Source organism: Rhodococcus ruber, assembly GCF_016804345.1.
In the GTDB taxonomy this organism is placed as follows: Bacteria; Actinomycetota; Actinomycetes; order Mycobacteriales; family Mycobacteriaceae; genus Rhodococcus; species Rhodococcus ruber.
Genome location: NZ_CP044211.1, coordinates 5,149,744 through 5,171,487, shown reverse-complemented (window position 1 = coordinate 5,171,487; position 21,744 = coordinate 5,149,744). Strand labels below are relative to the sequence as shown.

At 70.7% G+C, this 21,744-nt stretch carries 26 protein-coding genes; 20 read left to right on the top strand and 6 right to left on the bottom strand.

Annotated features, from left to right (window positions below; translation table 11 throughout):
* Nucleotides 1-38: 38 nt before the first annotated feature.
* Nucleotides 39-827: an alpha/beta fold hydrolase gene (locus F1734_RS23650; protein WP_238424046.1), complete on the top strand. Its 789-nt coding sequence runs from the start codon at nucleotides 39-41 to the stop codon at nucleotides 825-827.
* 16 nt (nucleotides 828-843) lie between these two features.
* On the opposite strand, the gene F1734_RS23645 is transcribed toward F1734_RS23650, so the two are convergent.
* Nucleotides 844-1,353 (bottom strand): acyl transferase, encoded by a 510-nt coding sequence (locus F1734_RS23645; RefSeq protein ID WP_228287118.1) that lies wholly within the window; start codon nucleotides 1,351-1,353, stop codon nucleotides 844-846.
* Nucleotides 1,354-1,386: 33 nt separating this feature from the next.
* Nucleotides 1,387-1,629 carry a DUF2630 family protein gene (locus F1734_RS23640; protein WP_010593592.1) on the bottom strand — a complete coding sequence of 81 codons (243 nt, stop codon included), beginning with the start codon at nucleotides 1,627-1,629 and terminating at the stop codon, nucleotides 1,387-1,389.
* 101 nt (nucleotides 1,630-1,730) lie between these two features.
* Here F1734_RS23640 and F1734_RS23635 point away from each other — a divergent pair, with 101 nt between their 5' ends.
* From F1734_RS23635 to F1734_RS23560, 16 genes are all read left to right on the top strand, one after another.
* Nucleotides 1,731-2,156, top strand: coding sequence for a hypothetical protein (locus F1734_RS23635; RefSeq protein ID WP_048773742.1), 426 nt, complete (start codon nucleotides 1,731-1,733; stop codon nucleotides 2,154-2,156).
* A gap of 93 nt (nucleotides 2,157-2,249) precedes the next feature.
* Nucleotides 2,250-2,501 (top strand): hypothetical protein, encoded by a 252-nt coding sequence (locus F1734_RS23630; RefSeq protein ID WP_040274862.1) that lies wholly within the window; start codon nucleotides 2,250-2,252, stop codon nucleotides 2,499-2,501.
* Between the two features lie 214 nt (nucleotides 2,502-2,715).
* Nucleotides 2,716-3,072 (top strand): PadR family transcriptional regulator, encoded by a 357-nt coding sequence (locus tag F1734_RS23625; RefSeq protein ID WP_010593589.1) that lies wholly within the window; start codon nucleotides 2,716-2,718, stop codon nucleotides 3,070-3,072.
* The gene (locus tag F1734_RS23620; RefSeq protein ID WP_203011142.1) at nucleotides 3,072-4,412 is read left to right on the top strand and encodes a permease prefix domain 1-containing protein; all 1,341 of its coding nucleotides are present in this window, start codon (nucleotides 3,072-3,074) and stop codon (nucleotides 4,410-4,412) included. Before F1734_RS23625 ends, F1734_RS23620 begins: the two co-directional genes overlap by 1 nt.
* Nucleotides 4,413-4,557: 145 nt before the next feature.
* Nucleotides 4,558-5,367, top strand: a complete 810-nt coding sequence (locus F1734_RS23615; protein ID WP_010593587.1) for a crotonase/enoyl-CoA hydratase family protein — start codon at nucleotides 4,558-4,560, stop codon at nucleotides 5,365-5,367.
* Between the two features lie 47 nt (nucleotides 5,368-5,414).
* The gene (locus tag F1734_RS23610; RefSeq protein WP_010593586.1) at nucleotides 5,415-6,572 is read left to right on the top strand and encodes an acyl-CoA dehydrogenase family protein; all 1,158 of its coding nucleotides are present in this window, start codon (nucleotides 5,415-5,417) and stop codon (nucleotides 6,570-6,572) included.
* Between the two features lie 32 nt (nucleotides 6,573-6,604).
* Nucleotides 6,605-8,155, top strand: coding sequence for an acyl-CoA synthetase (locus F1734_RS23605; RefSeq protein WP_203011141.1), 1,551 nt, complete (start codon nucleotides 6,605-6,607; stop codon nucleotides 8,153-8,155).
* Nucleotides 8,152-8,775 carry a TetR/AcrR family transcriptional regulator gene (locus F1734_RS23600; RefSeq protein ID WP_010593584.1) on the top strand — a complete coding sequence of 208 codons (624 nt, stop codon included), beginning with the start codon at nucleotides 8,152-8,154 and terminating at the stop codon, nucleotides 8,773-8,775. The genes F1734_RS23605 and F1734_RS23600 overlap by 4 nt, the downstream gene beginning before the upstream one ends.
* A 23-nt stretch (nucleotides 8,776-8,798) precedes the next feature.
* A complete protein-coding gene (locus F1734_RS23595) occupies nucleotides 8,799-9,947 on the top strand; it encodes an acyl-CoA dehydrogenase family protein (protein ID WP_026138049.1) in 1,149 nt (382 codons plus the stop codon).
* Nucleotides 9,947-11,011: an acyl-CoA dehydrogenase family protein gene (locus F1734_RS23590; protein WP_140188937.1), complete on the top strand. Its 1,065-nt coding sequence runs from the start codon at nucleotides 9,947-9,949 to the stop codon at nucleotides 11,009-11,011. Before F1734_RS23595 ends, F1734_RS23590 begins: the two co-directional genes overlap by 1 nt.
* 88 nt (nucleotides 11,012-11,099) lie before the next feature.
* The gene (locus F1734_RS23585; RefSeq protein WP_048773755.1) at nucleotides 11,100-11,867 is read left to right on the top strand and encodes a tyrosine-protein phosphatase; all 768 of its coding nucleotides are present in this window, start codon (nucleotides 11,100-11,102) and stop codon (nucleotides 11,865-11,867) included.
* Nucleotides 11,864-13,081, top strand: coding sequence for a CaiB/BaiF CoA transferase family protein (locus tag F1734_RS23580; RefSeq protein WP_064065888.1), 1,218 nt, complete (start codon nucleotides 11,864-11,866; stop codon nucleotides 13,079-13,081). Before F1734_RS23585 ends, F1734_RS23580 begins: the two co-directional genes overlap by 4 nt.
* A gap of 94 nt (nucleotides 13,082-13,175) precedes the next feature.
* Nucleotides 13,176-13,820: an FMN-dependent NADH-azoreductase gene (locus tag F1734_RS23575; RefSeq protein ID WP_040274954.1), complete on the top strand. Its 645-nt coding sequence runs from the start codon at nucleotides 13,176-13,178 to the stop codon at nucleotides 13,818-13,820.
* Between the two features lie 266 nt (nucleotides 13,821-14,086).
* Nucleotides 14,087-14,230: a hypothetical protein gene (locus tag F1734_RS23570; RefSeq protein ID WP_017681953.1), complete on the top strand. Its 144-nt coding sequence runs from the start codon at nucleotides 14,087-14,089 to the stop codon at nucleotides 14,228-14,230.
* Between the two features lies 1 nt (nucleotide 14,231).
* Entirely contained in the window at nucleotides 14,232-15,158 is a 927-nt protein-coding gene (locus tag F1734_RS23565) for an ATP-binding cassette domain-containing protein (protein WP_203011140.1), read from the top strand.
* Nucleotides 15,155-15,967: an ABC transporter permease gene (locus F1734_RS23560; protein WP_203011139.1), complete on the top strand. Its 813-nt coding sequence runs from the start codon at nucleotides 15,155-15,157 to the stop codon at nucleotides 15,965-15,967. The genes F1734_RS23565 and F1734_RS23560 overlap by 4 nt, the downstream gene beginning before the upstream one ends.
* Nucleotides 15,968-16,219: 252 nt before the next feature.
* On the opposite strand, the gene F1734_RS23555 is transcribed toward F1734_RS23560, so the two are convergent.
* Genes F1734_RS23555 through F1734_RS23545 form a run of 3 tightly spaced genes read right to left on the bottom strand, consistent with a single transcriptional unit; the run spans nucleotide 16,220 to nucleotide 18,384 of the window.
* Nucleotides 16,220-16,534: a WhiB family transcriptional regulator gene (locus tag F1734_RS23555; RefSeq protein WP_010593576.1), complete on the bottom strand. Its 315-nt coding sequence runs from the start codon at nucleotides 16,532-16,534 to the stop codon at nucleotides 16,220-16,222.
* Nucleotides 16,535-16,547: 13 nt separating this feature from the next.
* On the bottom strand, nucleotides 16,548-17,555 hold the full coding sequence (locus tag F1734_RS23550) for a MaoC family dehydratase (protein ID WP_203011138.1): 1,008 nt from the start codon (nucleotides 17,553-17,555) through the stop codon (nucleotides 16,548-16,550).
* Between the two features lies 1 nt (nucleotide 17,556).
* Nucleotides 17,557-18,384, bottom strand: coding sequence for an HpcH/HpaI aldolase/citrate lyase family protein (locus F1734_RS23545; RefSeq protein WP_010593574.1), 828 nt, complete (start codon nucleotides 18,382-18,384; stop codon nucleotides 17,557-17,559).
* Nucleotides 18,385-18,644: 260 nt separating this feature from the next.
* Between F1734_RS23545 and F1734_RS23540 the strand changes: the two genes are divergently transcribed.
* From F1734_RS23540 to F1734_RS23530, 3 genes are read left to right on the top strand one after another with little or no spacing between them, the layout of a single operon-like run.
* Nucleotides 18,645-19,796: an acyl-CoA dehydrogenase family protein gene (locus F1734_RS23540; RefSeq protein ID WP_010593573.1), complete on the top strand. Its 1,152-nt coding sequence runs from the start codon at nucleotides 18,645-18,647 to the stop codon at nucleotides 19,794-19,796.
* Between the two features lie 28 nt (nucleotides 19,797-19,824).
* Nucleotides 19,825-20,580, top strand: coding sequence for a GntR family transcriptional regulator (locus tag F1734_RS23535; protein ID WP_040274957.1), 756 nt, complete (start codon nucleotides 19,825-19,827; stop codon nucleotides 20,578-20,580).
* 17 nt (nucleotides 20,581-20,597) lie between these two features.
* A complete protein-coding gene (locus F1734_RS23530) occupies nucleotides 20,598-21,050 on the top strand; it encodes a MaoC family dehydratase (RefSeq protein ID WP_203011137.1) in 453 nt (150 codons plus the stop codon).
* On the opposite strand, the gene F1734_RS23525 is transcribed toward F1734_RS23530, so the two are convergent.
* On the bottom strand, nucleotides 20,978-21,673 hold the full coding sequence (locus F1734_RS23525) for a pyridoxamine 5'-phosphate oxidase family protein (protein ID WP_203011136.1): 696 nt from the start codon (nucleotides 21,671-21,673) through the stop codon (nucleotides 20,978-20,980). The genes F1734_RS23530 and F1734_RS23525 overlap by 73 nt on opposite strands.
* Between the last annotated feature and the right edge of the window lie 71 nt (nucleotides 21,674-21,744).

Here is a 21,744-nt window from a genome sequence, read left to right as displayed (position 1 = left end):
GGTGGCCGCACCCTCCCGGTCCGGGCAGGATGGGCACGATGCACACTCCTCGATTGGCCTGTCGACGTGCCGGTTCCGGCGAGCCGCTGCTTCTCCTGCACGGGATCGGCGCTACTCGCGACGACTTCGCCGAACTCGTTCCGCGCCTCGCCGAGCACTTCGACGTCCTGGCCGTGGACCTTCCCGGCCACGGATCGTCACCGATGCTGCCGACCCGTCCCACCGTCGAGTCTCTCGGCGCTGCCGTCGCGGCGGACCTCGACGCCCACGGGCTGGACCGGGTACACGTCCTGGGCAACTCCCTCGGCGGCCGTCTGGCGTTGGACCTGGCGCGGCGCGGGCGCGCCAGGTCGGTGGTGGCGCTGTCCCCGTCCGGTCTCGGATTGCCGCCGGAGCGGGCGTTCCAGGGACTGCTCATGGCCGTCGCGCGGATCGTCAACAAGGCACGCAGCCCGTTGATCGAGCGGATGTCGGACAGCGCCGTCGGGCGCACTGCGCTCACCGCCGGGCTGCGGGCCCTGCCGTGGCGCACCTCGAAGGCTGAATCCCTGTCCGTGGCGGGAGGTTTCGCGGAATCGGAAGGTTACTGGTCGATGCTGTGGAATGCCGTGCTGACGGACGTGCCGACGGGTCTCGACCGCATCTCGTGCCCCGTCACCCTCGCGCAGGGCGTGCTCGACGTCGTCGCATCCGCGCAGACGGTGCGGTACGTCCCACTGATTCCCGGGGCGCGGTTCGTGCCGCTGCCGTGGGCCGGGCACGCGCCGCAGTCGGATGCTCCCGTCGCGATCGTCGACCTCGTGCGGCGGACCGCGGCGCAGGCATGATTCCGACGCGGGTTCCTCAGTCGATCCGGACGCCGCCCGTGACGACCCAGATGCCGTCGGCCCCCTCGCGGACGGGCTGGCGTAGCTGAAGCACCACGATGCTGCCGTCCGTCCGGTCGGTCACCTCCACGGTGTGCGGGTCGGCCGTGCGCGCCTCGGTGTCGCTCCAGCCGAACCGGTCCGCCACGAACGCCTGCGCGACCAGGGACGGATCCAGCCGCCACGGCCGGCTGCCCTCGTCGACCGCACGCTGAAGTTCCCCGGCCTCCTCCGGGGTCAGGTTCTCGCCGGGAAAGGACGCGTCGGTCGGTGGAGCGGTGTCCCCGGTCGCTGTGGTCGACGAGGTGTTCGGCACGGGGGTGCTCCCAGCCGTCGTCGCCGTCACCGGTGCCGGTGACGACGCGGGCACGCCGGTGGTCGGCGCCGGGCCCGGCGGGGTGTCGCCGCACGAGGTGACCAGTCCGAGCGAGAGGGCCACTGCAGCAAGAGTTTTCGATGCTCTGAGCCGCACGCTTTCGAACCTCACGCCGTCCTCCTCGCGGTCCCGGTCACGAGGTCCTCACTGGCGGTAGGACTCGACCTCCCCGACCGGCCGCGCCTCCGCCTCGTCCGGGTCGTTGCCGAACTCGGCTTTCGCGCGGCGTTGCCGGAGCAGGTCCCAGCACTGGTCTAGGCGTTCCTCGACGGCGCGCAGGCGCTGCCGGTCCTGATCGCTCATGCCGTCGCCGCTCGACTTCGAACGCAGCGCCTTCTCCTCGTCCACCAGTTCCTCGATGTGCTGGAAGAGGTCGTTCTCGTCCATGGGAAGACTCCCTCGCTGTGGTCGTCTCCCCGGCATATCCGGCCTCCGACCCCGGTAAACCTGCGCGTTTCCGCGTTCGCCGGCTCGGGTACGTCACAGTCATGAGTATCGAAGACGGCCCCGGCGACACCCTCAGCCCCAGCGAGGGCCTCGACTCCGACGAAGTCCGCAACGACGACGGTGACGAGGTCGTGGACCCGCCGGAGGGCTGGAGCGGTGCCGACCGATTCGGCACCACGCAGCGGGAGGAACAGGAGGGCGAGTCGCTGGACCAGCGCCTCGCGGAGGAGGAGCCCGACGTGGCACCCGCGGAGCCGCTCGAACGGCCGGTCGCGGCCATGCCCGACGACCAACTGACCGAGGATGTCGTCGACGAGGTGGTCGACGGGGACGCCGCCGTCGCGGGCGGCGGTGGGAAGCACGCCGAGGTGGTCGAGGGTGTCATCGTCGAGGACTCGCGCGTCGATCGAGGGCAGATCGACGGCAGTCCCGAGGACGGCGACTCCCTCTTCCCGATCGTCGAGTGAGTCGGGCCGTGAGGACGTGCCGAAGCCGACACGGAGGGCGCCGAACCGCCGTTGGGATGTCCGCGGGCGCATTAGCTGTCATGATCATTTGTTATGAGTGACAACTCGGGAGACGCAGGTCGCGGCGGGCTCACCGTCGGCTCGCGGGTGGTGGTGCGCCGCGGCGACGAGAAGAGCCGTGCACCCGGTGTAGTGGTCGAGGACTATGCCAGCGAGGCTGCCCAGGCCGGCGAGCAACTCGGACGGGACTGGGCGCCGGTGCGCCGTTGGGCCGTCGCGCTGGACGACGGCCGGTTGGTCTTCGCCGACGACGACGAGGTGGAGGCGGAGCCGAAGAAGGGCTGACCGCGTCACCGGAGCCGCCTGCCGAACGGGTGGTACCCGGCAGTACGGAGCAACGCAGGCCCACCGCGGGGAAGGCGCCGGACCCCGGCGCCCTCCCCGCGCTGTGCAGAGCGTGCGACGGGCGTTTCGGACGCGCAGTCCGCAGCCGAAGACCGGCCGGCCTATGCCTAGGTCTGCTAGGTTCATGCCTAGCAGACCTAGGCATAGGAGACCTATGTACATCGAGAAGGACCTCGTGGCCGCGTCGGCGACCCCGCTCGTGCTCGGAATCCTCGCCGAGGGCGATTCCTACGGCTACGCCATCCTCAAACGCGTCAAGGACCTGTCCGGCGGACGGATCCAGTGGACCGACGGAATGCTCTACCCCCTGCTGCACCGGCTGGAACGGTCCGGATACGTGTCGGCATCGTGGGGGAGTTCCGACACCGGACGACGACGCAAGCACTACGCGATCACCGACGCGGGACGGAGCGCGCTCGCCGAACGGCGCAGCCAGTGGGACGTGGTCGCGGACGCGCTCGACCAGGTCTGGCGCTGCGCGGAGATGCCCGCGGCCCCCGGGTGGTCGTGATGGACGCCGCGCTGGAGACGCAGATCGGCCGATGGCGAGGTTACGTCGAACGGCGTCGCGTGATCTCCACCGCCGACGCCGACGAGATGGAAGATCATCTGCGGGACCAGATCTCGGATCTGTCCGCCGCGGGACTGGCGGCCGACGAGGCTTTCCTGGTCGCGGTCAAGCGCATGGGCAGCGTGGACGACATCTCCCGGGAGTTCGCGCGCGAGCATTCCGATCGGCTCTGGAAGCAACTCGTCCTGACGTCCGTCGCCGCGGACGGCAGCGGTCCCCGGCCCAGGCGTGAGTTGCTCGTCGTTCTCGCGCTCGCCGTCGGCGGCGCCGTCGCACTGAAGGCGGGACTGGCGACCCTGGACGAGGGCATCGTCGCGCGCAACCTCGGCCTGCTCGTGCTCCCGTTCCTCGCCGCCTACTTCGCGTGGAAGCGCCGGATGTCGCCCCGCGGCGCCGTGGCGCTGCTGGTGCCGTTCGCGCTGGCGGCGGCCGTGACGAACGGATACCCCTTCGTCCCGAGCGGTTCGACCGAGGTGATCGTCGCGATCCACACCCCGATCGTGTTGTGGTTCGTCGTCGGTCTCGCCTACGTCGGTGGCGAGTGGCGGTCCGACCGGCGCCGGATGGACTTCATCCGGTTCACCGGCGAATGGGTCGTCTATCTCACCCTTCTCGCCCTCGGCGGGGGTGTGCTGGTGGGTCTGACGATCGGCGCGTTCGATGCGCTCGGCACGGATGCCGAGTGGGTCGTCGAGGAGTGGGTGCTGCCGTTCGGCGCGGCGGGCGCGGTCGTCGTCGCCGCCTGGCTGGTCGAGGCGAAGCAGAACGTGGTGGAGAACATCGCGCCCGTCCTCACCCGCGTGTTCACCCCCGTCACGATCGTCATGCTGCTGGTGTTGCTCGCGGCCCTCGCGACGACGGGAAGCGTCGTCGACGTCGACCGGAATCTGTTGATCCTGATGGACCTCATCCTCGTCGTCGTCCTGGGCCTGTTGCTGTACGCGGTCTCCGCCCGCGAGCCGCATCTGCCGCCCGACCTGTTCGACCGCCTGCAACTCGTCCTCGTCGTCCTTGCGCTCGTGGTCGACGTGCTCATGCTGACCGCCATGCTCACGCGAATCGCGGAGTTCGGCTTCACTCCGAACAAGGTGGCCGCACTCGGGATGAACCTGGTTCTGCTGGTCGGTCTCACCTGGTCGGCTCGGCTCCTGTTCGGGTTCGTCCGTGGCCGCCGCGGTTTCGGCTCCGTCGAACGCTGGCAGACCCGCTACCTGCCGGTCTTCGGGATCTGGGCGGCGCTGGTGGTGTGCGTGCTCCCACCCCTGTTCGACTTCGCGTGAGCGCGGGCGTTCGACTTCGCGTGAGCGCGGCCGGCCCGGCCGTCGCGGCGTCCCCCTCTTTACAACGGGTCCTCGGCACAGTAATTTGAACGATCGTTCGACCTAATCTGCTGCCTGCCGTTCCGTCGGCCGAAAGGACCTCCGCATGAGCGCACCCGAGGACGTCGTACTCTCCAGCCGCGAAGGCCACGTCACGACGTGGACGATCAACCTGCCCGAGGCGCGCAATCCGATCTCCGGCGACGACGTCGTCGAGCGGCTGGTGCAGCTCGTGGACGAGGCGAACGCGGACTACGAGACCCGCGTGGTGATCCTCACCGGCGCCGGGAGCGCGTTCTCGGCCGGCGGCAACGTCAAGGACATGGCCGACCGTACGGGGATGTTCGGGGGTGCCCCGCATCAGCTGCGGGAGGGCTACCGTCGCGGAATCCAACGGCTGCCCAAGGCGATCTACCACTGCGAGGTGCCGATCATCGCCGCCGTCAACGGTCCCGCGGTCGGCGCCGGCTGCGACCTGGCCATGATGTGCGACATGCGGATCGCCTCGAACACCGCGTTCTTCGCCGAGAGCTTCGTCAAGCTCGGCATCATCCCCGGCGACGGCGGCGCCTGGCTGCTGCCCCGCGCCATCGGTGCGGCGCGGGCCGCGGAGATGGCCTTCACCGGCGACCGCGTCGACGCCGCCACCGCGCTCGAGTGGGGCATGGTCTCCCGGGTCGTCGAACCCGATCAGCTGCTCGCCGCGGCCGGTGAGCTCGCCGCCCGCGTCGCCTCGAACCCGCCGCACGCACTGCGCATGACCAAGAAGCTGATGCGCGAGGGGCAGCGCCAGGATCTCGACAGCATCCTCGAGCTCTCGGCGGCGTTCCAGGCCCTCTCGCACCACACCGCCGACCACGGCGAGGCCCTCTCGGCGTTCCTCGAACGCCGCGGCGGGAACTTCACCGGGAACTGACCGCCGCGCCCTCGCGGGTCGCCGCACGCAACGAAGGGAATACGGCCGTGGAGCGGACGATCTTCAGCCGGGAGCACGACGAATTCCGGTCCATGGTGCGCGATTTCATCGCGCGAGAGGTGCTGCCGCATCGCGAGGAGTGGGACGAGCTGGGCCGGCCCCCGCGCGAGTTCTTCCACCGCCTCGGTGAACTCGGCATCCTCGGCATCCAGGTGCCCGAGGAGTTCGGCGGTGGCGGCGAGGCGAGCTTCAAGTACAACGCCATCGTGTTCGAGGAAGTGGCGCGGGCCGGGGTGTCCTTCGGCTCCTACACCGTGCACTCCTGCCTGATCCTGCCGTACCTGCTCGAATACGGCACCGACGAGCAGCGGAAGCGCTGGTTGCCGGACTTCGCGTCCGGGCGGATGATGACCGCCGTCGCGATGACCGAGCCCGGCACCGGCTCAGACCTGGCCAACATCGCCACCACGGCCACGCTGTCCGCCGACGGCTCGCACTACGTCGTCAACGGCGCGAAGACGTTCATCACCGGCGGCGTCACCGCCGACCTGGTCCTCACCGTGTGCCGCACCGCCCCGTTCGACCCGGAGGACCGTCGCGCCGGACTGTCGATCCTCTGCGTCCCCACCGACGCCGAGGGGTTCTCCGTCGGCCGCAAGCTCGACAAGCTCGGTCTGCACCAGCAGGACACCGCCGAGCTGTCGTACCAGGACGTGAAGGTGCCGGTGGAGAATCTCCTCGGCGAGGAGGGCAAGGCCTTCGGCTATCTCGCCCACAACCTGCCCCAGGAACGTCTGAGCATCGCGTTGAACCAGGTGGGCCAGGCCGCGGCCGCGATCGAGCATGCCCTCGCGTACACCCGGGACCGCACGGTGTTCGGCAAGGCGGTGGCCTCCTTCCAGAACACCAAGTTCGTTCTCGCGGAATGTTCCGCCGAGGTGCAGGCGGCGCGGGTCTTCGCCGACCACTGCCTCGAGCTGCTCGACCGGGGCGAGCTGTCGGTCGCCGACGCCGCCCGGGCGAAGCTGTTCTGCACCGAGGTCGCCGGTCGCGTGATCGACAGGTGCCTGCAGCTGCACGGCGGGTACGGCTACATCACCGAGTATCCGATCGCCCGTCTCTACGCCGACACCCGCGTCAGCCGGATCTACGGCGGCACCAGCGAAGTCATGAAGACGATCATTGCCAAGGACCTCGGCCTGTAACCGTACTGCCAGGGCAGGTGGAAGGAGCTCGGATGTATCCCGGACGCTACGCGTCGGTCACCCCGGACAAGCCGGCGGCGATCGAGGCCGCCACCGGCCGTGTGGTGAGCTACCGTGAGCTCGAGGACCGTTCGGTGCAGTTCGCACACTGGCTCCGCGCCCACGGCCTCGGCCTCGGGGACCACCTCGCGGTGCTGTCGGTCAACGACGCCACCGCATTCGAACTGTACTGGGCGGCAGTACGTTCCGGAATGTACGTGACGTTCGTCAACACGCATCTCGCCCCCTCCGAGGTCGCCTACATCGTCGACGACTGCGACGCCACCGCCCTCGTGGTCTCCGCGCCGCTCGCCGACCTGGCCGTCGCCGTTGCCGACGACACACCGAAGGTGCGGCACCGCTTGGCATTCGGCGGCGACATACCCGGACACCTCGGATACGAAGCCGAGATCGCCGCGATGAGCACCACCCCGCCGGCCGACCAGCCCGGCGGCACGGACATGCTCTACTCGTCGGGCACGACCGGCCGGCCGAAGGGGATCAAGCCCGCGCTCAGCGGAGTGCAGGTCGGTGAGCAGGCGGCCTCCAACGCGGTCGGCCTGCTGCAGAGTTTCGGCTTCGACGACGGTTGCGTGTACTACTCCCCGGCGCCGATCTACCACGCTGCGCCGCTGCGGTTCGGGGCCGCGGCGCAGGCCCTCGGGGGCACCGCGATCGTCGCGGGCAGGTTCGACGCCGAGACCTGCCTCGCCGACCTCGAGCGCCACCGCGTCACCCACAGTCAGTGGGTGCCCACGCATTTCGTCCGGTTGCTGAAGCTGTCCGAACGGGCCCGCGGCCGCTACGATCTGTCCGCGATGCGGGTGGCCATCCACTCGGCCGCGCCGTGCCCGGTCGAGGTCAAGCGCGCCATGATCGACTGGTGGGGTGAGCGGATCTACGAGTACTACTCGTCCACCGAATCCGTCGGCAGCACCCTCGTCTCGCCGCAGGAGTGGCTCCGCAAACCCGGCACCGTGGGCCGCACCGGTCACGGCCACCCCAGCCGTGCCCGCATCTGCGCCGAGGGCGGAACGGAGTTGCCGCCCGGGCAGATCGGGTCGATCTACTTCGAACGTCCCGGGTACAGCTTCGAGTACCACAACGATCCGGAGAAGACGGCCGAGTCGCGCCACCCGCTCCACCCCACCTGGGCGACGACCGGGGACATCGGATATCTCGACGAGGACGGCTACCTCTTCCTCACCGACCGGGCCATGTTCACCATCATCTCCGGCGGGGTCAACATCTACCCGCAGGAGATCGAGAACGCACTCGCCTTGCACCCCAAGGTGTTCGACGTCGCGGTGATCGGCGTGCCCGACGCCGAGATGGGCGAATCGGTCCGGGCGGTCGTCCAGCCGGCGGTGGGCGTTGCCGGCGACGAGGCGCTCGCCGCCGAGTTGATCGCCTACTGCCGCGACCGCATCGCCGGGTACAAGTGCCCGCGCAGCGTCGACTTCGTCGCTGCGCTGCCCCGGACGCCCACCGGCAAGCTCGTCAAGGGGGCGCTGCGCCCCGTGACCGCCGGAGGTGACCGATGAGCGTCCGGCGGGGCACCTATGCACGACAGGGAGACACCGTCGTCCCCTCGGAGCGGCAACGGGTGTTCATCGAGGCGGCCCGTCGCGAGTTCGTCCGCAACGGATACGGGGCCTCGTCGATCCGGACGATCGCCCAGGAGGCCGGCGTCAGCCTGTCCGCGCTGTACTACCACTACAAGAACAAGCAGGACCTGCTGCTGGCCATCCTGATCGACGGCGTCAACGCCTTCGACGCGATGTGCGACGAGGAACTCTCGCGTGTCGGGGACGACCCGGTGGAGCGACTGCGGGCCCTGGTGATCGCCCTCGTCCGGTTCCGCACCACCTGCCAGGAGCAGAGCCTGATGATCGGCACCGAGGTCCGCAACCTGGAACCGGAGAACGCGGCGGTCTACGAGCAGCGGCGACGTTCCGGAAACGAGTTGCTGGGCAGCATCATCGAGGACGGCGTGAAATCCGGAGCGTTCACCACCCCGTACCCGGAGGATTGCCGTCGCTCGATCCTGGCGATGACGACCTCGATCGCGAACTGGTACGACCCGGACGGTCCGGACACCCCCGCCGACATCGCGGCCCGGTACGGCGACCTGGCCCTGCTGCTGCTGCAACCGCGACCCTGACCCCCTCACGGAAGAAGACGACGATGCGTACATCACTGGTGCCGTCCGCCGGTGCCCCCGACCCGAGCCTCGCCGCGTTGCGAGCCGAGGTGCGCGCCTTCCTGCGCGAGCAGATCGACGCAGGCGTGTTCACCCCCGGCGTGGACACCTGGCTCGCCCGCTGGAACACCGACTTCACCAAGGCCCTCGCCGCCCGCGGCTGGGTCGGCATGACCATCCCCACCGAGTACGGCGGGCACGGCCGCACCTTCATGGAGCGTTTCGTCGTCACCGAGGAACTCCTCGCGGTCGGCGCACCGGTCGCCGCCCAGTGGGTCGCGGACCGGCAGGCGGCGCCGTCGCTGCTCAAGTACGGCACCGAGGAGCAGAAACGGCGGTTCCTGCCCGGCATCGCCCGCGGCGAGATCTGCTGGGCCATCGGCATGAGCGAACCCGAGTCCGGATCCGACCTGGCGAGCGTGAAGACCAGGGCCGTGGAGGTCGACGGCGGCTGGCGCATCACCGGCACCAAGCTGTGGACCTCCGGCGCCCACCACGCCGACGCCTTCTTCGCGCTGGCCCGCTCCGCGCCGCTCGACCCGGCGCACCGGCACGCCGGACTGAGCCAGTTCATCGTCCTGCTGGACTCGCCCGGCGTGGAGATCCGGCCCGTGCTGTCGATGTCCGGTGAGCACCACTTCAACGAGGTCGTCCTCGACGACGTGTTCGTGCCCGACGACCTCGTGCTCGGCACCGTCGGCGACGGCTGGGCGCAGGTCACCTCCGAACTCGGCTACGAGCGCAGCGGCCCGGAACGCTTCATGTCCACGTTCGGGGTGCTCGCCGGGGCGGTGGACGAGGCCGGCGCCGGCCGTCTGCCGGCCGACCCCCGCATCGGCGCGTTCGTCGGCCGGATCTTCGGCCTGCACCACATGTCCCGCGGGGTGTCCGAGGCACTGCAGCGGCACGAGAACGCGGAGGTCGCCGCGTCGGTGGTCAAGGTGCTCGGCACCCAGACCGAGGGCGACATCGCCGACCTCGCCGACGAACTGGCCGACGAGAGCGACACCGCCGGGGAGGGGTTCGCCGAACTGGTCCGAGCCGGCGTCATGCAGCGTCCCGGATTCACCCTCCGAGGCGGCACGAGTGAGATTCTGCGCGGGGTCATCGCGCGGGGATTGGGGATGCGCTGATGAGTAACGCGACTACTGGCAACGACGTCGAGATGCGCGAACTCGCGCAGATGCTCGAACAGCTCTTCGGTGAGCGCCGCGGCGACGATCACCGCCTCGACGGGCCGCTGCGTCTCGACCGCGAACTGTGGTCGACCCTGGCCGAACTCGGTCTCGCCCGGCTCACCGGTCCGGAGGCGGACGGGGGCAGTGAGGCGGGCTGGGCCGAAGCCGCCTACCTGCTCGGCGCCGCGGGCGCCGGTGCCGCGGCGGTGCCGGTTGCCGAGAACGACCTCCTCGCCGGCTGGCTGCTGCAGCTGTCCGGCTGCGAGCGCGCGGTGACCGATCCGGCGGCGGCACGCACCGCCGCCGTGCTGACCGCCGACGGCTCGGCCCGGCACGTGCCGTGGGCCCGCGACGTCGACGCCGTCGTCGTGCTGTGGGAGGCGGACGGCACGTGGCGGGTCGCCGACGTCGCCCGCGCCGACGTCGAGGTCACCGAGGCGGTCGACGTCGCGTCCGAGCCGCGCGACCACATCCGCGTCGACGTCGCCGCGCTCTCCGGTGCCGCGGTGCCGGACGGCACCGCGGAGGAGTTCCTGCGCCGGGGCGCGCTCGCCCGGGCGCTGGCGATGAGCGGCGCGATGGAGCGGGTGCTCGACCTGGTGGTCGGCCACACCACCGCCCGCGTCCAGTTCGGCCGTCCGCTCGCCAAGTTCCAGGCGGTGCAGCACCTGGTGTCGGACATCGCCGCCGAGGGGGCGCTCGCCCGCGCCGCCGCGCAGGCCGCCGTGACGATCGCCGAGGATTCCGGATTCGGCAGCGACGAAGCGGGATTCGCGATCGCCGCCGCGAAGTCCTGTGCGGGGCACGCCGCGTCGGTGGTGGTGCGCAACGCCCACCAGAGTCTCGGCGCGATCGGCTTCACCATGGAGCACGAGCTGCACCGGCACGCGAACCGGCTGCTGTCGTGGCGCCGGGAATTCGGCTCCGTCCGGTTCTGGGACGACAGGCTCACCGCGGCGGCCGTCGAGGCCGGGTCGCGCGGGCTCTGGCCGCTGATCACCGACGGCCGGCCGGAGTAGTCCGTACCGGGACCCCGCTGGACAGGGACCGCCGGTCGGGTATCGACTGTGGGGCGACGGGGCACGGGTCCCGGACGAACGAGAAGGGGTGCACGTGCAGGACGAAGAGCAGTCCGGACCCGGGCCGGTGAACCTGCGGGACCTCGGTGGGCTGGCGCTGACCGACGGCGGCCGCACCGCCGCCGGTGTGCTGTACCGCGGCGATGCCTGCTACACCGGCGACGTGGTTCGCGGACTCCTCGCCGAGCGGCCCCCCACGACGGTCGTCGACCTGCGCTCCGACGCCGAGCGCGGCCACCGCACCTACACCTGGCCGGACGGCACGCACGTGCACCGGCTGTCGCTGCACGCGGACGCCGCGCCGGGCGGGCGCACCGGCCTCGCCGAACTCTACGGCCGCGTGGTCGACGTGGCCGCGCCGCTGTTCGCCGGGCTCGTGCCGGTCGTCGCGCGGGCCGCGGGCCCGGTCCTCGTGCACTGCACCGCCGGCAAGGACCGCACCGGCCTCGCCGTCGCCGTCCTGCTGCTTGCGGCGGGGGTGGAACCGCAGGCCGTCGTCGACGACTACGTGGCCACCGACACGAACATGCCCCGTCTGTACCGTCGCTGGGAGGCCGTCGGCCTGCGCGTGGGCGGCTCGTCCCCGGGCGGTGGCCGGGCGGTACCGTCGGAACTGTTCCGCGCGCCCGCCGAGGCGATCACTCCGATCGTGGAACGCCTCGTCGCGCATCCCGGCGGGCCGGAGGCGTGGCTGATCGACCACGGCGCGCCGGAGGACGATGTGCGACGGTGGCGCTGCCGTGCCCGGGGAGAGGCCGCGACGGCATACGAAGACAGGAAGGCGCACACGCGATGAGCGAGCACAGCGAGCCGGGAAGCGAGGCATCGACGGGCCTGCCGCTGGCGGGCATCACCGTCGTCAGCCTCGAGCAGGCGGTCGCCGCCCCCATCGCGACCCGCCACCTCGCCGATCTCGGCGCCCGCGTCATCAAGATCGAACGCATCGGGGAGGGCGACTTCGCCCGCAACTACGACGCCGCCGTCCACGGGCTGGCGTCGCACTTCGTGTGGCTCAACCGCGGCAAGGAGTCGATCTGCATCGACCTCAAGGCCGCCGAGGGCCTCGCCACGGTGCGTCGCCTCGTCGACGACGCCGACGTGGTGCTCCAGAACTTCGCGCCCGGCGCGGCGGCGCGGCTCGGGCTCGGCGCCGACGAGCTGCGGCGCGCGCGGCCCGAGCTGATCGTGGTGAACATGACCGGTTACGGCACCGAGGGCCCGCTGCGCGAGCGCAAGGCCTACGACATGCTGGTCCAGGCCGAGACCGGGCTGTGCTCGATCACCGGCACCCCGGAGACCGCCACGAAGACCGGCATCCCGACCTCCGACATCGCCGCCGGCATGTACGCGCTCACGTCGATCCAGGCGGCGCTGTTCCGGCGCGAGCGCACCGGAGCGGGTGCGACGATCGACGTGTCGATGTTCGATGCGACCGTCGAGTGGCTCGGCCACCCGATGTACCTGCAGATGTATCAGGACACGCAGGTCCAGCGGATGGGTCTGAGCCACGCGTCGATCGCGCCCTACGACGCGTACCCGACCGTCGACGGGAAGATCCTCATCGGCGTGCAGAACGACCGCGGCTGGCGGGCGCTGGTCACCGAGGTGTTCGGCCGCCCGGATCTCGCCGGGCACCCGAAGTTCGCGACGAACATCCTGCGGGTGCAGCACCGCGCCGAGACCGACGCGGTCGTCGCCGAGCACACGCGCCGCTTCGAGACCGCCGAACTCGACAAACGGCTCGCCGCCGCGGGGGTACCCGCCGCCCGGCTGAACGAGATGAAGGATCTGATCGAGCACCCGCAGCTCGAGGAACGGAACCGCTGGCGGGAGGTGGGCACCGAGGCGGGCCCGGTGCGGGCCGTGCTGCCGCCCATGACGTTCTCCGACGTGGAGATGCGCATGGGGGCGGTCCCGGCGCTGGGCCAGCACACCGACGCGGTGCTCACCGATCTCGGCCTCACCGACGAGCAGATCGCCGGGCTGCGTGCCGCCGGCATCGTGCAATAGCCGGTAGCCGACCCGGCACGGTCATCGACCCGGCGCAGTGATCCACCGGCGCAGTGATCCACAGGTGCAGTACTCGAACCCGAAGGAGCCCGACGTGCCCCAGCTGTTGCAGCTCGATTCGTCCGCGAACCTCGAGACGTCCGTCTCCCGCGAGCTGACCCGTCTCTTCGCCGACACGTGGCGCCGGCGCGGACCCGGCCACACCGTGATCCAACGGGACCTGCACCGAGACCCGGTCCCGCATCTCGGGGACGCGGAACTGCACTACGCGCCACGCCTGCGGGCACCCGGCGCCTCCGTCGATCCCGCGGCGGAGGCCTTGCAGACGGAGTTGATCGCCGAGGTCCGGAGCGCCGATGCCGTCGTGATCGGTGCCCCGATGTACAACTGGTCGCTGCCGTCGACGCTGAAGGCGTGGATCGACCACATCCACGTACTCGGCACCACCGTGCCGTTCGACACCCCGGACCAGCCGTTCGCGGGCACGCCCGTCGTCGTGATCTCGAGCCGCGGGCTGGCCTACGGCCCCGGCGACCCGGACGAGGGCCTCGACCACACCGTGCCGCCGCTGCAGCAGGTGCTCGGCACGTCGCTGGGCATGGACGTCACGGTCGTGACCGCCGAATACACCCTGGCGGGACGTATTCCGGCACTGGAGCCGATGACCGAGCGCTCCACGGCAAGCCTGGACGCGGCGCGCGAACGGGTGCAGCGGCTCGCGCACGGTCTCGGCGCCTGAGCCGGGCGCGGCCGGTCCTCTCGTCGGCTCTCAGGCGAATCCGGCGGCGGCTCCGAGGCTTCAAAAGTAGTTCCGCGCCAGTGACTGCGCTGGGAGATGCGTCGTTTATGGCTGGCCGACGGGGCTCCCCCTCACGTCCATTCGTTCGGTTCTTCCGGGCCGCGCTCGAGCGGTCGCTGTCGGTGTGATGCGTCCAAATCGCGAGTCGCTCGTCAGAGATGTCGACTTCCCAACCCAGGGAAGCGCCGTCTCGGAAGGACCCTCAGATGACGACCATCCGTGTCCACATCGCGCTCGACGCCGACGACACCGACGCACCACCCCTCCTTGCGGGGGTGCCCCGACGTCCGGGCCGGCGACGCCGGAGCGCGCCGGCAGTGCACGTGCCCGGCACCGGTTCGGAGGCGTGAGATGAACGCCCCTGCAGTAGTAGTGGACGATCTCCACGTCGCCTACGACAAGACGTGGGCGCTCGACGGCCTCGACCTCGAGGTGCGGGCGGGCACGACGCTCGGCGTGCTCGGCCACAACGGCGCCGGTAAGACGACCTTGATTCGCGTGCTCACCACGCTGGTGCGGCCGACCGTCGGCCGGGCGCTGGTCGAGGGCCTCGACGTCGTCACCGACGCGATGGACGTGCGCCGCCGGATCGGAGTCACCGGCCAGTATGCCGGACTCGACGAGTTCCTCACTGCCCGAGAGAATTTGGAACTGATAGGCCGCCTCACCGGTCTGCGCGGCCGGACACGGGCTCGGGCCGACACTCTGATCGACCGGCTCGGGTTGCTCGACCTCGCGTCGCGGCGGGTCGGTGAACTCTCCGGTGGGTCACGACGTCGGGTCGACCTGGCCGCCAGCCTGGTCGGATCTCCGTCGGTACTGTTCCTCGACGAGCCGACCACCGGCCTGGATCCCATCGCCCGCAGCGCGCTGTGGGACGTCGTCGACGAACTCACCACCAACGGCACCACCGTCGTGCTCACGACCCAGTACCTCGAAGAGGCCGACCGGCTTGCCGACCACATTGTCGTGCTCAACCGGGGGCGGGTCGCCGCCCGCGGTACGCCCGCCGAGCTGAAGCGGATTGTCGGCGGCAAGGTGGTGACCGCCACGATTCCCACGCACCAGCTCGGCGGCCTGCCGTTCGGGCCCGAGACCGAGAATCCCGTCGACGGCGGTCGGGTCCGTGTCTCGCTCACCGTCGGCGACGCGATGACCGCTGCCGAACTCGTCGCCCAGCTCGCCCGGGACCGCGTCGACGTCAGCGACCTCGATGTCGCCTCGCCCAGCCTCGACGACGTCTTCACCCACCTCACCCACGACGGAGCCACCCCATGAACGCCATGCTCACCACCCGATCCGGGCGGTCACCCGCCGCAGACCAGCTCGCGGCCCTTGTGGTCCGCAATCTGCGCACCAGTGCCCGCGTCCCGCAGTTGCTGATGTTCTCGCTGACGATGCCGATGGCGATGTTGGTCCTGTTCAGTCAGGTGTTCCGCAGTGTGGCGGCCGGACCCGGTTTCCCTCCCGGGGTCAGCTACATCGACTTCCTCACCCCCGCCATGCTGGCAGTCTCCACCGTGATGGCCGGCACCAACGCGGGGGTGTCCGCGGCGATCGATCACACCAACGGCCTGCACGACCGCTTCGCCGTGCTTCCCATGCGGGCGGCGCTGCCCGGTGTGGCGCGCACGCTCAACGAAGCCGCGTTCACACTCGCCCGGGCCGCGCTCCTCGGTGTCGCCGCCGTCGTACTCGGGTTCGAGTTCCATGGCACCGTCGTCGACGCCCTGGCCGGCATCGTCGTGCTCGCCGTGCTGGCCGCGGCGATGAGTGCCCTGTTCGGGCTCATCGGTGACCGGCTCCGCCGTCCCGATGTGGTGCAGTTCGCCGGGATGATGGTGATGATGCCGCTGATGTTCGTCTCGAGCGCGTTCGCCCCGCTCGAGACCATGCCGGGTTGGATGCAGGCCGCCGCGACGCTCAACCCGGTCGCCCACGCCACCGATGCCCTGCGCGGATACGAGCTCGGCACCGCCACGTTCGGCGACACGGCCACTGCCGTTGTCGCCGCGGTCGCGCTGTGGGCGACGGTGACGCTCCTGCCCGGCATCGCGCGCCGGTTGCGCGCGTCGGTCGCGCGTTGAGCCTGCCCACCTGGGCGGTGCGCTGCCCGGATGGTTCATACCCGCGATCGGACTGACCGTCCACGGGACTGGAAGGTCGTCGTCGGTCGAACAGATCGCTCGACTGTGTAGTCGAGAGAAGGCGCAGGAGGCGAAGATCGCGCCCTACCTGAACGACCTCGTCATGCAGCGCGGACGCACACGCCGTGGGCGCTCGAATGGGACCTGCGACGAGATCGCCACGCCGGGGGGAGTGAGCGACCGCGGGTAGGGTCAGCCGGCCGCCGACGTAGCACGGTCCGGCAGCCAGCGGACGTACCGCAGTCCGCGGCGTTCCCTCTCGGTGAGTCCGCCCCAGATTCCGTGCTGTTCCTTGTTCTTCACGGCATGGTCGCGGCACGCGATACGAACGGGGCAGGGTGCGCAGATGTCCCGGGCCGCTCGTTCCCGGCGTTGCCGCTCGCCCAGGGTCTCGCCCTCGGGGGCGTAGAAGGTGTCCGGTCCGATGAACCGGCAGCGGGCGTGCAGACGCCAGTCGGGTGCGTCGGGGGCGACGATGGGGTCCGGTGCCGGGGCAGGAGAAGTCATGTCGGTTCCGGGGTCAGGCCATGAGTGCGGTGAAGCGCCAGTCCAGCACGGCTGCCGGCGCGTCGGTGCCGCGGTGGGCGTGGACGATCGAGCGCAGTTCGAGGACGCCCCCTCCGCTGTCGAGGGGGTGGGCGGACTCGACGTGCAGGTCGCTGGTGAGGGTGTCGCCCTCGTGGACCGGGCCGGTGTGGTCGCACGAGTGCCAGCCGAGGACGGTGACGAGGTTCGGCAGCGCCCGGGTGGCCTGGGCCAGGGCGAGACCGATGGTGTGACCCCCGTACACCAGTCGTCCTGCGGCACCGACACGTTCGTCGTGGTGGGTGGCGGCGATGTTGAGGGTCAGCCGCGCCAGCTCGGGTGCGCTGGTCACGACGTCGCCGCTCGACCGCAGCACCGCACCGGCCAGCGACGGATCGAAATGCGTTCCTGGAACCCGTGTCCGGTAGGCGGCGAGATCCCAGTCGGCGGGCGCGGACCACCGCGGCGGCTCCTGCGGGCCGATCGCGGACAGGTCGTCGGCGGCCACGACGCGTTCGGGATCGGGGTTTTCGCTCAGCGGCAGCATCGCGCACCGGTAGAAGTCGAGGACGGTCCGTCCGTTCTGGTCGACGGTGTTCATCCGCAGCGCCGCCAGGCCGGTGGGTTTGCGGCCGGGCTTGACCGAATTCTCCTTCAGACCAACCACTTCGGTGGTCGTGTAGAGCGTGTCACCGAGGTGCGGGAAGCGGTGGAAGCGCAGGCCGCGGTAGAACAGGTTGGCCTTGACGTGGTGGGTGACCAGGGTGGACTGGCCGATCGCGAGATCGGTGACGAGCCCGGCGTGCGCGACGGGCCCACCGGCGACGGCCGCCGACAGGTGCGCATCGAGGGGCAGGCGCAGCCGGTCGCCGAGGATCGCCTGGTGGGCGGCGGCGAGGCCGTCGGTGATCGTGACCGCGGGGGCGGTGTCGAAGACCTGGCCGACGGTCAGCTCGTCGAAGTAGGGGCCGCCGACCTCGGTGGCGGCGTTCGCGGTGGTCATCTCAGTTCTCTCCGATCAGGGCGAGGGTGCGGCGGGCGGCGACGGCGACCGCCTCGTCGAGCATCTGTCCGTCGAGCTGGGCGGCGCCCGCGCCGCGGGCCTCGGCCTCGGCCAGGGCGGCCAGCACCCGCCGCGCCTGCTCGGCCTGCTCGTCGTTCGGGGTGAAGGCCGCTGCGGCCGAGTCGATCTGGGCAGGGTGGATGACCCATTTGCCGTCGAAGCCGAGGTCGGCGGTCCAGCGGGCGGCGTGACGGAACCGATCGTCGTCGGTGATGCCGAGGAACGGGCCGTCGATCGCCTGCACGCCCGCGGCGCGGGCGGCGTGCAGGATCCGGTCCTGCACGTACAGCCAGTGCTCGGGGGCGGCGGTGCGGGTGCGGCCGAGCGCGGCGCCGAGGTCGGCGTAACCGAGGATCACCGCGGCCAGTCGCGGGCCGGTGACGATCTCGTCGAGGCGGGTCACCCCGGCCGGCGTCTCGATCAGCGCCTGCACGGCCAGGTCGGTATCGCCTGCCGCCGTGAGGATCCGGTCGGTCTCGGCGAGGTCGGCCGGGCCCTCGACCTTGGGCACCACCACCGACGACAGGGCCGATCCGAGGGCGGCGCAGGCGCGCAGGTCGTCGGCGAACCACGGCGTGCCGGGACCGTTGACACGCACCGCGATCGTGCGACCGGTGCCGTGCGTGGACACCAGGTCGGCGACGAGGTCGCGGGCGGTGTCCTTGTGGCCGGTGGCGACGGCGTCCTCGAGGTCGAGAACCACCTCGTCGGCCGGGGAGGCCAGAGCCTTGCCGGCCTTGCGGTCGTCGGAGCCGGGGGCGACGAGCACGGCTCGCCGGCGGCGGGGCTGGGCGAGAGTCACGGATCAACCTCTGCTGTGGGGCGGTCGGGAACGCGCTAAATGTACGGCCATTGTCCGGTCCGGCGCTACCCGGAGCGGACCTATAGGCGACGGCAGGGTCGACGTATAGGCGGTTCGAGGGGTGTCGTGCGACCGGATGGTGTTGACACGGCCGGGTGCGCCACGAAAAATGGCCGTACAAATGACGGGTGGGATCGCAGGTCCCGTGTCGATTCGAGGATTTTTCCGTGAGCTACCTGAGCGACGAAGAGACCTACCTGGTCAAGACGGTGCGCGAGTTCATCGACCGGGAGGTCAAGCCGTCGGTGCAGGAGGTCGAGCACTCAGGCGAGTACCCCGAGAAGTGGATCGAGCAGATGAAGCAGATCGGGATCTACGGGCTGGCCGTGCCGGAGGAGTACGGCGGGATGCCGGTGTCGATGCCGTGCTACGCGCAGGTCACCGAGGAACTCGCCCGCGGCTGGATGAGTCTGGCCGGGGCGATGGGCGGGCACACCGTCGTCGCCAAGCTGCTGGTGCTGTTCGGCACCGAGGAGCAGAAGCAGCGTTGGCTGCCGAAGCTCGCGACCGGTGAGGTGCGCGCGACGATGGCGCTGACCGAGCCGGGCGGCGGCTCGGACCTGCAGGCGATGACCACCACCGCCCGCCGGGACGGCGACGACCTGGTGATCACTGGCGCCAAGACGTGGATCACCAACGCCCGTCGCGCCGGGCTGATCGCGCTGCTGTGCAAGACCGACCCGGCCGCCACCCCCCGGCACAAGGGCATCTCCATCGTCCTGGTCGAGCACGGGCCCGGCCTGACCGTCTCGCGGGATCTGCCCAAGCTCGGCTACAAGGGCGTCGAGTCCTGTGAGCTGAGCTTCGACGGCTACCGCGCCCCGGCGACGGCGATCCTCGGCAGCGAGCCCGGCCGGGGTTTCGGGCAGATGATGAAGGGCCTCGAGACCGGCCGCATCCAGGTCGCGTGCCGCGCCCTCGGCGTCGCCGCGGCCGCGCTCGAGGACTCCCTGGCCTACGCGCAGCAGCGCGAGAGCTTCGGCCAGCCCATCTGGAAGCACCAGTCGATCGGCAACTACCTGGCGGAGATGGCCACCAAGCTCACCGCGGCACGGCAGCTGACCCGCTACGCGGCCGAGCGCTTCGACAGTGGCGAGCGGTGCGACATGGAGGCCGGCATGGCCAAGCTGTACTGCTCGGAGATCGCGATGGAGATCGCGCTGAACGCGGTGCGCATCCACGGCGGCTACGGCTACTCCACCGAGTACGACGTCGAACGCTACTTCCGCGACGCCCCGCTGATGATCGTCGGCGAGGGCACCAACGAGATCCAGAAGGGCGTCATCGCGTCCCAACTGGTGGCCCGCGGCGGCCTGTGACCGCCCGTCACTAGGATCCGTGATCGTCATGGGCGAACGCGACACGGAACCGGCGTACGCGCAGCTGTCGCGACGGCTGCGCGAGGCCGTCGACGCCGGCGAGTACCGCGGCGGCGTGCGGCTGCCCACCGAGGCCGAACTCGCGCAGCGCTACGGACTGAGCCGGCAGACGGTGCGGCGGGCGTTCCAGGACCTCGTCGCCGACGGCGTCGTCTACCGGGTGCCCGGCCGCGGCACATTCGCCGACGAGGGCGGGCGGCGCTACCGGCGCCAGCTCGGCTCCATCGAGGACCTGCTCGACCTCGCCGCCGACACCACGATGGAGATCGTCGCGCCACTGAGACGCGGCGTGCACATCGAGGCCGCGAGCCGGCTGCGACTGGACACCGATCTGGTGCATTCGGTGGCGCTGCGCCGCGTGCACGACGGGATCCCGTTCGCGCTGACCACCGTGTACCTGCCCGATCACGTGGCCGCGCACGTGCTCGATGCCCCGGAGCTCGCGGCCGGGGCGTCGAGCCGGAACACTGTGATGGGTCTGCTCGAACCGCACCTCGAGCATCCCATCGTCGAGGCGGCACAGACGATCACCGTCGCGCGGGCCACGGACGAGGTTGCGCGCGAGCTGAACTGCACCGCGGGGCATCCCCTGCTGCGGGTGGACCGGCTGTACTCGAACGATCTGGGCGAACCCGCCGAGCTGTCCGTCAGTTACTTTCTGCCCGAGCACTACACGTATCGCGTCACCCTCCGTCGCGCCGGACACCGTCCGCAGCGGCCCTGACCCGGGAGAAACGAATCATGCGCACATTCCACGGAATCGACGAGATCGAGGCGGCCGTCGGCGAGGATCTCGGCCACAGCGAGTGGCTCGAGATCACCCAGGAGCGGGTGAACCTGTTCGCCGAGGCGACGGGGGACCACCAGTGGATCCACGTCGATCCCGAGCGCGCGAAGGACGGGCCCTTCGGCCGGACCATCGCTCACGGCTACCTCACCCTCTCGCTGCTGCCCGTCCTCGGATCCCAGATCTTCGCCGCCGAGGGCCTGAAGATGCGGATCAACTACGGTGCCAACAAGGTTCGATTCCCGTCGCCGGTGCCGGTGGGGTCGAAGGTCCGGGCGACCGCGAAATTCACCTCGCTCGAGCGCACCGCGAAGGGCGCGAACCTCACCGTCACCTACACCGTCGAGGCCGAGGGTGCCGAGAAGCCGGCGCTGGTCGCGGAAACCATTGCCGTGCTCGTGGCGTAGCGGTCCACCAGCCTGCGGACGGACGCGGGCACGGGCACGTCGTCCGCGACCCACGGCGCGGCGACCGGACGGTCCGCGACCGTCCGCAACGGGACCACACCCGCCCACGAGCCGTCGCTCACGTCGGGCGCGGACGGGGGTGCGTCGCGGATCTTGACCGTCCACTGTCCGGCGCGGATGGGCAGGACCAGGGTGGCGGTGGCCGCCAGTTCCTTCCTGGTGTGTGCCCGGGTCTCGGTGCTGCGCCCCGGAATGAGGCCGTCCGACAGGGCATCCAGGGCGGCGGCGGACTCCTCGGCGGGCAGGGCCGTGACCTCGCCCCGGACGACGGCGGATCGGAAGTTCGCGGACGAGTGGAACAGATCCTGCGCGACGACGACACCGTCGAGGAGCGAGACGCACACGGCCACCGGCGCACCGGATGCGGCCAGGCGCAGTGCGCCCGCGCCGGTGGAGCCGTGCAGCAGGATCCGGTCGCCCTCGCGCGCGTACAGCATCGGTACCACCCACGGCAGGCCGTCGACGACGGTCGCGAAGGTGCAGGTGACGGCCGCGTCCAGCACCGCGTCGAGGTCGGCCCGTCGGGTGCGGGCCCGTTCGGGATAGCGCCTGATGTTCTCCATGCCGGTGAGTCTGTCGGTTATCCGGTCCACTGAACAGGTCCACAAAGCGCGCACAGTCCAGGACCAGTATC